We start from the raw sequence: 13,374 nt of genomic DNA, 5'->3' as shown, positions 1-13,374 counted from the left end.
AAATGACGGTTTACCGGTAGGCATTGAATTCGATGGATTGCCAGTAAACGATAACCAGCTTCTAGCTATTGGCGAACGTGACGCGAGAGGACTTTAGCCAACCTTTACTGTAAAGACTGTGGCCTATTCAGACCACAGTCAAATCACTTAAAATACTTTAGTGAAGCGCAGGTTCAAACGGCTATCTTCCTTAAGCCCCTGCTCGACATCAATATCTTTACCAAGCTGCGCCTGTAACTGCACTGTTGGCTCGATAAAATATGTGAGAGTCAGTCGCGCATAGGTAGCACGAATTTCGTCTTGCTGGTCAACACCGTCTATTGAGTTTTCAGCACCCCTGATATGCCCCACCCCAACTGCGAGAGCCGTCGCCTCATTTACATTATATCTCAAACTCGTTTGATACTCGTAACGCGCTCGCTGCTCAGACTTCGAATTGTCAGGGCCATAATCATCATTGTTCGTCGCCCAGGTAACATCCGCCGCCCCATCCAGCGCCCATTTATCCGAGAAATGGTGGCTATAGACGCCCTGCAACACAAATTTCCATCGGTTATCACCCAGATTTAAGCTTCTTTCGTTATCATAATCCCCCGTGGGCAAATATATGAATGGAGCGATGGAAAAAATATCTTTATTTTGCGTAGGAAGTGTCCAAATGAAAGGAGCTCCAAGTATCAGATCCCCCACACCGGTGGTTTGCCCTAGCGCCTCAATATCACCAGACGCATGCAGATGCCCATAAGGCAAAATAAACTGCGGCTGAACAACTAAATTATCACCCAGACCAACAGAATGGATCAAACGCAATAGTGCGACATCAGATCGAAACTTGGAATTATCTGAGACTTTGTCTCCGCCCCGGTAGAACTCCGTTCGCTCAGCATGTTGAAAGTAAGTTAAAAAAGCTGTCATGCCCGCCGGTATCGGCTCATAATCACCAGGAGCAATTTCCAACGCATATATCGGCTTGGAAACGAAAGCAGCAATGAGGAGCAAGCAGGACTTGTATTTATTAGACATCGGCCAGTTCCTAAAAATAGCTGTGCAAGGCGAAAAAGCGCACACTTAGCGTCACACCAAATACCCTATTATTTGACAGAGGTAATTTGCCCATATGTTTTGCAATAATGAACAAATCACTGCGATCTCAGCGTGCCTATCGATTTAAAAATCATAACTCTTGAAAGTGCACTGCTGCCTGGGGTTCATTACTTGTCGCCTGCTGGCTAAAATCAGGGTCGACATGCACTACGGGCGTTTTAGGACTGCGATCCAACAGCAAGCGAGTAACATCCGGACGCGAATAATGACCCGCAGGATCAGCCGCGGTTTTCGCAAATATCCGGGCGCCCGGATCCAATGTTGCGTAAAGAATTCCCTCTTCGTTTTCGGCAAGTGGCGTTGCGAGGTCGCTTCCATCAGGCCCAATGATACGGGAGTAGCCCCCTCCAGCTTGAAGCAGCGCATGCTTGTTCTCATCGGAGCAAAGCATATCGATCATAGTGGGCGAAACAAGGGCGCAGGAAGCTAAAACAAAGCACTGCCCTTCTACGGCATAAATACGTGATGCTGCCACGTTAACTTCAGGCCCCAGCGCGGCTGTCGCATGACGATAAATACTGAAGCTGGGCCAAGCGGCACAGTGGATTTCTTCGTTTTGAGCGTATAGTGCATATTTTGATAACGGTTGCAGATGCTCCCAGCAACACAGCCCCCCAAGATTTCCCAATGGTGTCTCGTAGACGGACAAAGAGGCACCATCTCCCTCGCCAAATAACGTTCGTTCAACGAAGGTTGGCTTGAGTTTCCTGCGAGCGCCAATAGTTTCGCCGTTTTCGTCAATGAACCACTGCCCCATGTAGAGAGTGCCGTTCACTCGTTCACTAGTTCCAAGCACCACCATAATACCTAACCGCTTGGCTGCATCGGCGATACGCTTCGCTTGAGGGCTATCCATCTCTAAAGAGTTTTCATGGTATTGGCGCACGAATTGCATTCCCCATGCTGGAGAATCAAGCCAAAGGAACCAGGGATAGCCAGGAATCCAGGTCTCTGGAAACGCAATGAGGCGAGCGCCGTTATGTGCCGCTTCTTCCATCAGTCCGATGGTTTTTTCCACAGTACCTTCAAGATCCAGATACACAGGCGCAGCCTGCACGCAGGCAACCTTGATAGCTTGTTTCATGGGGTACTCCTCTTTGTTGTTGTGTGCCATGACGATACTGCCGCGCCATCGCTCATCAGTAGGACGAGGAGGAACAGATATTTGGACGTAGAAGAAACCGAGCAGCACTTGCACTGCTTCTCCGGGTATATTGGACACACAAACAGCTAAATGAGGTCGTATTTATGTATCGCTTCGATACAGACCATGTCCGCTGTCATGAGCGAACGTCTTACTGGCAAGAGTCGGTTTGCGACACCTTCGTATCATTGGAATGCCGACCGCACCAAGCGGACAGCTTCTCAGGTCGTCTGGTGATCCAGCCTTTTTCGGATATCAACCTGGTTGATGTAACCGCTACCGGGCAAACTGTGTTGAGGACTCGGGAGCGGATTGCGCGTAGCGATGAAGAGTTCGTGCTGGTCAGCCTCGCGCTGGGCGGTAAATGCATAATTACCCAAGGTGGACGCGAGGCGGTGCTCGACGCTGGTAGCTTTGCCGTTTATGACACCCGCCACCCCTATGAGTTGCGTTTTGAGGGAGAATTTCGGCACACGGTGGTACAGATTCCCCGAGCAATGATGCAAAGCCGTTTGACGGGCCTTGAATACCTCACCGCAATCCCTCTTTCCAGAGCAAATACGCTGGAACGCATAACCTTCGATTTTCTTTTGGCCTTAACTGACTTACGTGAACATACGGAGTCTAGACGGTTACAGTTTCAAGATCAGGCACTTGATTTACTCTCGAAATCGTTAGCAGATCGTGGACGTACCTCCGTACCAGACAATACGCGAGGGACCGCTTTGCTTTTCCGTATCAAAGAGCATGTCTATTCCTATCTAGCGGATAGCGAGATGTCATTATCCAGTGTCGCGGCCTACTTCGGGGTTACACCACGCTATGTAAACAGCCTTCTACACCATGAAGGTAGCTCTTTTGGGCGGTTCGTTCTGGCTGCTCGGCTGGAGCGGTGCGCCCGAGCCATGAGCCAGCTTGAACAGAGAAACAAACAAATTAGTGAAATCGCGTATCAATGGGGCTTTTCGGACATGGCTTACTTTAGCCGAGCATTCAAAATCCGTTATAACCTTTCGCCAAGGGACTACAGGCGCGAGAGCGAGCGCCTGGATCAAGTCAGATAAAACAGCACAGCAAGCTCATAGAGTATGTCTTTGCTATGTGAGCACTGGGAGTGTCTGCGAGAAGAAGGGAGGATTGTAGCTAGGTGGCAACTAAAACAACGGCCATACCCAGTTGATCGTCGCAACGATATTCTAATAATGAAAAATTCGGTAACCACCGAGTTGTTGCGCCACAGCAATAACTCGGCGTTAAAAGCACCCTCTTTACTATGTTCTTATAGCCGCTCTATTCGAGCCTCAGTTTACGATAAACAGTGCCGCGTGCAATGCCTAGCTGCTGTGCAGTAGCTTTCACATTGCCATGATTGGCATCCAGCGCATCTTGAATTTTCTTTCTTTCAAATTCTTTCAAAGATTTTTCACTCCGTTTACAGTCAGGCTGCTCCAAGCCAGGAAAGTGTTCAGGAAGGATCACGAGCCCTTCGCCAGCCAACGCTACTGCGAGACGAATAGCTTGTTCCAACTGCCTGATATTTCCGCGCCACTCCTGATGCTTAATAAGCTCCCACGCATCAGGATGTATTGCACCTGCTTGATAACGTTGAGTCAACCTGGAGATAATGCCATCTATATCCTGCCGCTGACGGAGGGCTGGAATATTAACTTGCAGGCCATTAAGTCGGTAAAAAAGGTCTTCTCTGAAACGGTGATCTTGAATGAATTTTTTTATGTCGCAGTGTGTCGCGCTAATTACCCTAACGTCCACCGGATGGCGCTCGGAACTACCAAGACGGGTGACCTCCCTTTCCTGCAATACACGAAGTAACCGAGTCTGCAGATTGAACGGCATATCACCTATTTCATCAAGCAATAGTGTTCCACCATTCGCTTCTTCAATACGTCCTCTGGTACCTCCTCTGCGCGCACCAGTAAACGTTCCCTCAACGTAACCGAATAACTCGGATTCAATGAGGTGTTCAGGTATCGCAGAGCAGTTAATGGCTATAAATGGAGCGCCAGGGTTGAACGAGTCATGAAGCGCCCTAGCGAATACTTCTTTCCCGGTGCCCGTCTCTCCCTGCAAAAGTATAGGAATGCTTGCTGCAAACGCTTTTGAAGCCATACTAAATTGTTGGTTTAGCGCTGAATCTTGTCCAATTTCATGAGCCGAATGGCGTGCACGAACAGGCGCTTTGGAGGAACTAGGGAAAGATAAAGACTGAGCATAAACTGAAGAGCCGTCATTCAAAGCTATGAGGCTTGGCGCATTTACAATTATAGACTGGGGACCACGTTCGAAAAAATTTTCCCAACTCAACGAAGATTCAAATATCGTCGAAGCATCAATGCCCAGTATTTTTTTCGCAACTTTATTAGCCGCGCAAAATTTTCCATCCTGATCAAATGCGACCAGACCTTGAAATGGAGTTCCGATCAATCGGGCATCAAATTGCAGCGCTACGATCTGACAGTCTAACAAACCCGAATACAACCTACTTTCGATAGCCATCGCCGCGATTTTAAGCTGCTCTAAAACAGCAGACGCATTCCGCTGACCAATGCCCGTAATATCAATCGCGCCAACCAACTCCCCGTGCACCCCGAAAACCGGAACTGATACACAGAAAAAATTTTCAAACTCTTTTAGATAGTGCATACCTCCGCAGACGATAAAAGGCTGCTGCTCATAAAGCGTGCAACTTGGAGCAGTAGTTCCAATATCTATTTCATTGACACGTTTTCCCACTTTCAGCGGGTCTACAACGTCTGGCGCGGACGCGTGTTTGGCATAAACGATGACGCCCTCGGGATTGACACAAAAGAGCGCCCAATCTTGCCCTCCAAATATTCCCCATAATCTGTCTAGCTCGGGCTGAGCGCAGGCGGCTAACCGTGCATCCAGTTTGCTCAATTCGTGGGCGCGCAAGCGTCCGGTCAAACGCTTATCCCAAGGTGTCAAGCCTGCTTTTCTGGACCGTTCCCATGAGCTGGCTACAGCTGGCGGCAACAAATCCGCTGGCAGCGAATGTCCATCCAGAAAGCGACGCCGCACCTCATCAAGGCCATGCATATCTCTAATATTCATGTGCTGACCACTCGTAATCTTCCCCAACACTCTCAGGTGTTTTTATCATCAATGGCAACAATTCACATATAATTACATCACATAAAAAAACGCCCGTTTAGAACGGGCGAGTTTTTCTTAGCATTACCTCAATCGACGTGAGATCATCTCTCATTTATAAAACATAAGGAGTCGCTTCGTCTTTGATGGTCAGCCACTGCCATTGCGTGAACTCCTCCCAATTCGCAGCCCCCCCAACACTCGTACCATTTCCAGACGCGCCCCAACCACCGAACGGATTTACCACTTCGTCATTTACCGTCTGATCGTTGATATGGAGCATGCCGGTACGGAGCTTGTCACCAATTTTGAGTGCCCGCCCAACATTCGAGCTGATAATGCCGGCAGCCAGACCGTACTCCGTGTCGTTAGCGAGCCGTATGGCATCTTCATCAGAGTCGAAGGGCACAACAACTGCCACAGGCCCAAAAATTTCTTCACGAAACGCCGGGTTATCCGGTTTGACGTCGCTGAGCACTGTAGGCTGGAAGAACAGTTCCTCGTAGCGACCTCCAACTTCGAGTTTCGCACCCGCCTGCTGAGCTAGATTGACTATTTTAGCGACCTGATCGCGTTGATGGGCATTAATGAGTGGGCCTAAAGAAACCTTTGTTGTTGCAGGATTACCTACGGTGAGCTTACCGACCTTGGAGATCAGTGCTTTGAGAAAAGCAGGATAAAGACTGCGCTGTACCAGGATTCGACCGGTGGCCATGCAGATTTGCCCTTGATGGAGGAATGCTCCCCAAATGGCATTGGCAACTGCGAGGTCTACGTTTGCGTCATCTAGAATGATTAATGAGTTCTTGCCGCCTAATTCCAATGACACCTTTTTCAAATTGCGGCCTGCCGCTTCACCCACCTTTCGACCCGCGGCGGTTGATCCGGTGAATTGGATCATAGCGACATCTGCTGATTCAACCAACGCAGCACCCGCGTCGCCTGCACCAGGTAGAACATGCAGAACGCCTTTTGGCAGTCCCGCAAGCTCAAACAAACGGCCGATGAGCAACCCACCGCATACTGCGGTGCGCGGATCCGGCTTAAGCACAACGCTGTTTCCAACGGCCAGAGCAGGCGCGACCGAACGCATGGCCAAATAAAGCGGGAAGTTGAACGGGGAGATGACCCCTACGACACCCAGCGGCCGGCGCCGGGCTAAACTGAGGCGACTGGTTCCTGGCGCATTAGGCAATACATCACCCTGACTCTTGCCTGGCATCATGGCGCTTTCATGCAACGCTTTGATCGTCACGCGAGCTTCAAACCCAGCCTTCAACTGAGTCGAACCACTTTCTTTAACCAGCCATTCGACAATTTCACCAAAGTGCAATTCTGCGATATCAGCCGCCTTACGCATGATTGCAGAACGCTCTTCATAGGAGGTACCAAACCATTCCGCCTGTACTTCATGAGCTGCACGGGCAGCAGCTGAAGCCGCCGCGGCGTCAGCCATACCGATACAACCCAACGATGTACCTGTTGCGGGCTCTATAACCTGACTTACATTAGGCGAAATGTTTTTCCAAGTACCGTCGAAAACACAGTTATTCCAGAGCTCTTCTGGCAGAAACTTTGAAGTTTTATTCATGACTTTACCTATAAAATTATTCTTGGATAGTGCGCTGCGCCAGCAACTCCTTTCGTACCAGCATAAGGCGTGCCAATTTGATTTTACGAACAAACACTGAAGAATATGTCTAATACTTGCACACCATCAAAAAAACGTGTCCCACAATTGAACACTTATTACTTACAAAAAACTATATTGTTTCGGCAACTAATGAAGAGCCGGGGATGATATTTGGACATGCACAAGTATTAACCAGCGATCAAAAAAACATTCATGATGAAATAAACGAGCACCGAGCTGAAACGCCGAACATGATTCAGAGAAAGGGATGGGCAAGCAGAATCAAGCGGGCTTGTACCCTTGAGCCAATAGCCAGCTTCGAACCATGCGCCCTTGTTCTGCGGTCAAGCCCGCAAGCACTCGTTCGTGGGGCTCGGAACGCAAACGTCGCACAAGTGGCGCTAGCTCGACCCCCTGCACACACCAAGCACCCATTGGCTGATCTGTGGTGACTACCACCTCTGCCTCAACGACAAAACCGTTGTGCAGCACAGGCGCCCGCACTATTTTCAACGCGCTGAAGTCTGCTTCTGCATGAGTCGCCTCGGCGTCTGGCCACTGTCGGCGCACAAACCAGAACGGTTGTTCTTGCCAGCGCTGCTCCTCAATGTAGAAATCCCGACCGATCCTGGCGAACCGCAAGAACAGCTGCTCCACCCGCTGCTGGTGAAAAAGCTGGGCCAAGACCGCTCGATCAGGTTTACGCAGCAACGTATTGATCACTGTCGGTGCCTGCAACGCCGACGATAACGATTGAAATATCCCGTTGCCCGACAACGGATCGACCGCCATCGCTGCGTCGCCCACTCGAATCCAATTATCGCCACACACCTGAGGACTTAAAATTGCGGTACTGCTACGCGCATGCAACTGCACATCAATTTGCCGATCTGGGCCAAAAAATGCTCTCGCCGCGATCGAAGCCTGACGCCTCTGATGACAATGTTCGAGTAGATGCTGTTTGCCAGGCAGGTCAGCACTGGCAACGTCCATTGTCCACTGCCAATAGCATTGACCATCAGCACGCCGAGCCATCCATACCCAACCGTCTTCCAGGCTTTCCACCGCGCTGGCCATAGCCCCCGGCCGGCCTTGCCAACGATTGAGCAGACTGAGCGTCTCCGGTCCGCGCAGGACTTTACCGAGCGATGGCGCCTGACGTCCACGCGCCTCCACCATAAAATCCACATGCATTGCATTATGGCCTTCGACATCGACGTGATGTCCGATAGCGGAAGTTTGAACACTCAACACCCGCCCCTCGATCAAATCGACGCCAGCCAGGCGCAAATCTTCCCGCAACCCTTCATCGAAGGCTTGGCGGTCCAATAAAAACTCAACGTTCTGCGCGTGCTGCTGACCGTTCCATATCACCTGCCGTTGAGACGGCAACATCGCGTCCATCAAAGCATGATGAAGTCCTGCGCCGCGCAACGCCTCCAGAACACGCACCGACACGCCCTCCAGGGCTTTGAATCGCCGCCACTCGCTGACCACCGAAACGGCATAACCTAGCCGCCGCAACCCCAGCGCCACTGCCGCTCCTGCAGGCCCAGCCCCCAAGATCAGAATTCTGCAGTCAGTCATCTAAACAAAGCCTCACTTCGCAATCGGATAAGTAGACACGGGAAAGTACTGCCTAAACACTACGCCGATCCTCATTCAGATTTCATGCATTGCCGTTTTCGATACCAACACACCATCAACCATTTCGAAATGCAGATCTGCGTGGGCCAAGGTAGACGGGCGGTGACTTATCAAGATCCGGGTTCGCCCTGCAAATAGTCGATCAATGGCTTCGATGACTTCCCGCTCAGTGGCTTCATCTACCGCAGAGGTCGCCTCATCAAGCACCAGAATCATTGGGTCCTGCAGCAGCGCTCGGGCAATGGCGATTCGTTGTTTTTGCCCGCCGGACAGCTGTTGACCGCGCTCACCTAGAGGGCTGTCGAGGCCTTCGGGCAGCGAGGCGATCAAACTCTCGAGCTTTGCGAGCTGTGCCACCGCAGTTATGGCATCCCGATTGGCGTGCGGTGCGGCATAGGCCAGGTTATCGGCGAGGCTGCCACGGAACAGGACGATATCTTGACTGACGACAGCAATCCTTTGCCGTAGCTCAAACAAGTCTAACTCGCGTAGATCAACGCCCCCCAGTAGCACCCGCCCCGTCTGCGGATCAAGATGCCGCTGCAGAAGGTCTATCAATGTTGATTTGCCGACGCCGGAACCGCCACTCAACGCAACTTTCAATCCGTAAGGAATTTGTGCCTTGATGCCGCGCAACGTACTCAAACGACCGGGATGGCTGAAATGCACATCGTCGAAACGCAACTCGCCTTGGGTGGGTATCGGTTTGGGTACAGCTTGATTAACAACAGTAGGCTCCTCACCGCGCAACTCCATGACGCGTCCGAGACTGACCGTCATCCGTTGAATTGCGACGTATAGACCGAGCAAACTCTGGACCGGCCCGACTGCCATCCCAAGGTAAGTGGAAAATGCTATCAGAGCCCCCAGTTGCCATGTTCCCTGAACTACCCAATAGCCCCCTACCAGGAAGGCGCAGGCACGCGCCAACGAAGTCAGCGTGCCGGGTACAGCCTGGGTAAAAAACTCAGTAATCTGCAGGCGCAGCAATTGATGCATGTAGCCCTGCCCCAAGGCCTCCAGGCGGCGAGATTCCCGTTGCTGCTGGCCGGCCGCCTGAATGAACTTCATGACTGGCAGCGTCTCGACCATAAACGAAGACACGTCTGCGGAACGCTCGCGTAATTGCCGTACATCGCGTTCGACCTTGCGCCGCATCCAGCGCAACCAAAGGATGTCGAGGGGAATCAGCACCAAAACCAGCAATGACAGCTTCCACGATAGAGTCAGTAACATCGTTATGGCGCAGATCAGCCCGACCACACTCGATACAGCTGAAAACAATGAGTCTACGGCGAAGCGCTGAATCTCGGCGACATCACCGTCGAGCCGTGACATTAAATCACCGATGCGTCGCTGTGCATAAAAGCTCGGAGACAAGGTCTGCAGGTGCCGATAAAGATCGTCACGTAACGAGAACAAAATCCGTCCAGACAAGCGTGTGTGCAGGTAGCGATTGATCCCCGAAAGAGCCGTACCCAATACGCCAGCAACGATCATCAGGCAGGCGATATTTACCAACGTTGGAAAGTCCCGGGCCAGCAGTCCATCGTCGATCAGCAGTTTGGTTAACCATGGCTGCAGCAACACTAGAAGTGAGGCACAAATTGACAAGCCAAGGAGCCCGATGATTGCCAGCCTATGCGGACGTACGAAGCCGTACAGCCAACGCAATGCCGCCAACAAAGACTCTGGCTGTTCGCTGTCGATCACTCTGAGAATTAAGCGCCGCATCGAACGGCTTCGCCAGTCACAGCACCAGTAATTTTTTTGATCATGGTACATAAAGCCCCGCGCGAATTTCGCATCTAGATCTGCACCGTTGCGTCCAGTGCGCATTGTGTCGAGTGCAATTTCTGCTCCAACCTAGAAACTCGACAGCGCGGCCGCCCGCTGACTTTCGCTCCTTAGCTCTGCAAAAACCTAAATCCAGGTCGCATACCAGGCGAGTCGACGGCACCCACCTCAACAAACACTGCCGTTCTGGCTGGCACGCCCCATGCTTATCGAACCGCGTCGACCGCAATCAACGCAAGCGGCCCTGTGCAGGATGACTCATCGAAGATGAAAAAAGCCCAATGGGCTGCTGTATCAAACGATCGATAGGACCGCCTAACTACGTTCTGAGAAAACACACGTGTTCAGGATCTGAACACAATTCATGATTGCTCAGCACAGCTGATTGAGTGGCGACCGTGGCGGTAGAACCTCAATACAAATTTATAGGGTGAAAATTGAAAAGAATTATAATCTCTGCATGCTTGGTTTTTTTTGCTTCCGCCGTGGCCGCTCAAGAGCCCGAAGCCGTGTTCAATCGTAGCTGCATGATGTGCCACAACGGCCAATTACCGGCCGCGCCCAAGAAAGGTGATCAATCTGCCTGGACGCCGCGCTTGGATAAAGGAATGGACACATTGGTGAAGCACGCTACAGAGGGCTTCGCAGCCATGCCCCCGCGTGGTCTCTGCATGGACTGCAGCGATGAAGATTACCGAGCTGTTATCGTCTGGATGTCCAAGTAACTAGACCTGACTTCTCAAGAAAACGCCGACTTCGATAAAGCATCCGGCGAAAAAAGGTGGAGTGAGTAACTTCACTTTTATGTATTAAGGGCGGGAGGCCGCCCTCTTTTTCCTAGCTCAGCGCAGCCACGTCCCTTCCGGGGCTCGTCGAAGATGGCTTGGCATACCAGCACTGAACAACCCAGAAGCCGAGCGGAGTGACTTAAGGCTCACATACGCTGCTCATCGATCTCTGGATTACTCCTAACCCAGGCCAACAGCTATGACTACCGGTAACGTGAAAGCTGAAAGCAAAGTCTGAATGGCGACAATGTTCGACATCAGCGGCGCATCACCTCCCAGTTGTCTGGCCATCACGTAGGACGAGGATGCAGTAGGAAGTGACTGAAATATGACTGCCACCAATGCCGCGTGCCCTCCAAATCCCAAAGCCCGGCAGGCACCGTAAGTCGCCAAAGGCATCACGAAAAACTTGAAGACAGATGAAAAAACTATTGGGCGAATCTGTAGTTTGATTGACCTCACACTCAAGGCAGCCCCTACACACAGCAACCCCAGGGGCGAGGCGGCTTGACCCAGTGATTTAACCATCGGTGCAAGGTAGTCAGGCACTGATAGCCCACTAAAGTAAGCAGCAATCCCGAGCAAGCACGAAACCAGCAGTGGATTCGTAGCGATGGACTTTGCGACGGATTTGATGGAGCTGTTTGAGTCTGCATGTTTTGCGAAAACCAAGACGCAGAGGATGTTAACGGTTGGAACTATGACGGCATTTGCAACGGCTGCCATGGCCACCCCCTTACTCCCGAAAAGCCCGGCTGCGACTGTCACTCCTATAAAATTGTTGAACCTGACTCCCCCTTGGAAGACAGATGTGAATGCCGGGCCATCCTGGGCTACTCGATTGCGAAAAACGTACAACAGCAGTGCGCTAATCCCAGTAGACTGCAACAAAACCCAAACCATTTCCTGTACAGGAACATCCTTCAAGTCAGCCGTTGCTAGGCTATAAAAGAATAGCGACGGCAACAGAATGTAATAACCGATTCTCTCAGCGCCCTGCCAGTAACTATCGGGGACGAAGCCTTTAGCTTTGAGTGCATAGCCCAAGGAGATCAGCAAAATTATCGGGAAGATGGTTGAGAGTACGAGAGCGATCATTTATGTGCTTTCGCAATAAAATCCACGATCCGTTTACAGCCCTCGATTATCACTTTTTCCTCGGTGGCAAATGAAAGGCGGAAGGCATCCCGCACGCCGAACGCCGAACCTGGCACGACGGCCACGTTGTAATCCTCAAGCAAAATGCTGGCTGCGGTATCACCATCGTTCTGAGCACCAATGAGCTTGGGGAACAGATAAAAAGCACCGTCTGGTCTGTTCACAGCCAACAGCGTCGACGACTTGAGAATTGAGAGTGCAGCATCCCTTCGTTGGCGGTAAATTTCGTTACGCACTTTCAGGCACTCTAGAGAGCCGTTCAATGCAACCGCCGCGGCAATCTGACTTAAGCTCGCGGTCTGCGTGCAGTTCTGAGACTGGATAGCGATCATATTCTTGATCAAAGCGCGTGGCCCGGCACCCCAGCCAACTCTCCATCCCGTCATAGCGTAGGCTTTAGATACCCCATCGACTGTCAAAACTCGATCCCTGAGTTGGGGGACAACAGCAATAAGTGACTGGAACGGCTGCGTCCCACCTAGGAAGTGAATGTGAGCGTAGATGTCGTCTGACATGATCATGACGTGTGGATGCTTGAGGAGTACGTCTCCCAGAGCACCAAGATCTTCAGCGCTGTAAGTGACACCGCTTGGGTTGCCTGGTGCGTTGATGATCAGCCAGCGAGTTCGCTCAGTAATGGCCGCGTTGAGCTGCTCAGGCCTTAGACGAAAACTGTCCATTAGAGAGCAGTTGATGATGATCGGCTTGCCGCCGCACGCGGCGACCATGTCAGGATAGGACGCCCAGTAGGGCGCGGGAATGATGACCTCGTCGCCCGGCTCGATTGATGCTAGAAACGCGTTAAAGATAATCTGCTTGGCGCCGCAGCCAACTGTAATTTCGTCATCGCCGTAGGCCAGGCCTCGATCACGCTCAAAGGCATTTTTAATCGCATTATGCGTATTTCGCTCATCGTGACCGGTCATTTCGCTAACAACGTGACCGATTCCTGCCCCCCATTGCGCGGGGTCTAA

Annotated in this window: 10 protein-coding genes; 2 read left to right on the top strand and 8 right to left on the bottom strand. The window is 51.5% G+C overall.

Translation table 11 applies throughout. From position 1 onward, the window contains the following. Positions 1-147: 147 nt before the first annotated feature. Together AC3WWR_RS20315 and AC3WWR_RS20310 are read right to left on the bottom strand one after the other, a co-directional pair. On the bottom strand, positions 148-1,023 hold the full coding sequence (locus AC3WWR_RS20315) for a transporter (protein WP_492599003.1): 876 nt from the start codon (positions 1,021-1,023) through the stop codon (positions 148-150). Between the two features lie 151 nt (positions 1,024-1,174). After that, positions 1,175-2,188: a carbon-nitrogen hydrolase family protein gene (locus tag AC3WWR_RS20310; protein ID WP_401314370.1), complete on the bottom strand. Its 1,014-nt coding sequence runs from the start codon at positions 2,186-2,188 to the stop codon at positions 1,175-1,177. A gap of 164 nt (positions 2,189-2,352) precedes the next feature. Between AC3WWR_RS20310 and AC3WWR_RS20305 the strand changes: the two genes are divergently transcribed. Beyond that, positions 2,353-3,312, top strand: a complete 960-nt coding sequence (locus tag AC3WWR_RS20305; RefSeq protein ID WP_492599002.1) for an AraC-like ligand-binding domain-containing protein — start codon at positions 2,353-2,355, stop codon at positions 3,310-3,312. A 226-nt stretch (positions 3,313-3,538) separates the two neighbouring features. On the opposite strand, the gene AC3WWR_RS20300 is transcribed toward AC3WWR_RS20305, so the two are convergent. The 4 genes from AC3WWR_RS20300 to AC3WWR_RS20285 all read right to left on the bottom strand — a co-directional run bounded on the left by AC3WWR_RS20300 (position 3,539) and on the right by AC3WWR_RS20285 (position 10,391). Beyond that, the gene (locus AC3WWR_RS20300; RefSeq protein WP_401314367.1) at positions 3,539-5,338 is read right to left on the bottom strand and encodes a sigma-54-dependent Fis family transcriptional regulator; all 1,800 of its coding nucleotides are present in this window, start codon (positions 5,336-5,338) and stop codon (positions 3,539-3,541) included. A 154-nt stretch (positions 5,339-5,492) separates the two neighbouring features. After that, positions 5,493-6,968 carry a benzaldehyde dehydrogenase gene (locus AC3WWR_RS20295; protein WP_401314366.1) on the bottom strand — a complete coding sequence of 492 codons (1,476 nt, stop codon included), beginning with the start codon at positions 6,966-6,968 and terminating at the stop codon, positions 5,493-5,495. A gap of 324 nt (positions 6,969-7,292) precedes the next feature. Then, positions 7,293-8,597 (bottom strand): flavin-dependent monooxygenase QhpG, encoded by a 1,305-nt coding sequence (gene qhpG, locus AC3WWR_RS20290; RefSeq protein ID WP_401314364.1) that lies wholly within the window; start codon positions 8,595-8,597, stop codon positions 7,293-7,295. Between the two features lie 75 nt (positions 8,598-8,672). Further along, a complete protein-coding gene (locus AC3WWR_RS20285) occupies positions 8,673-10,391 on the bottom strand; it encodes an ABC transporter ATP-binding protein (RefSeq protein ID WP_401314362.1) in 1,719 nt (572 codons plus the stop codon). Positions 10,392-10,891: 500 nt separating this feature from the next. On the opposite strand from AC3WWR_RS20285, the gene AC3WWR_RS20280 reads away from it, so the two are divergent. After that, positions 10,892-11,179 carry a c-type cytochrome gene (locus tag AC3WWR_RS20280; RefSeq protein WP_401314360.1) on the top strand — a complete coding sequence of 96 codons (288 nt, stop codon included), beginning with the start codon at positions 10,892-10,894 and terminating at the stop codon, positions 11,177-11,179. A 243-nt stretch (positions 11,180-11,422) separates the two neighbouring features. Here the strand turns inward: AC3WWR_RS20280 and AC3WWR_RS20275 are convergent, their stop codons facing one another. Both AC3WWR_RS20275 and AC3WWR_RS20270 read right to left on the bottom strand, forming a co-directional pair. Then, a complete protein-coding gene (locus AC3WWR_RS20275; RefSeq protein ID WP_401314359.1) occupies positions 11,423-12,340 on the bottom strand; it encodes an AEC family transporter in 918 nt (305 codons plus the stop codon). Continuing rightward, a partial coding sequence (locus AC3WWR_RS20270) for a pyridoxal phosphate-dependent aminotransferase (protein ID WP_492599001.1) occupies positions 12,337-13,374 on the bottom strand: 1,038 nt, incomplete at its 5' end. The genes AC3WWR_RS20275 and AC3WWR_RS20270, both read right to left, overlap by 4 nt.

The sequence above is a fragment of the Pseudomonas sp. EB271-G4-1 genome (assembly GCF_058791355.1).
Note: the sequence above shows the minus strand (reverse complement) of the source record. Positions and strands in the feature narration are given on the sequence as shown.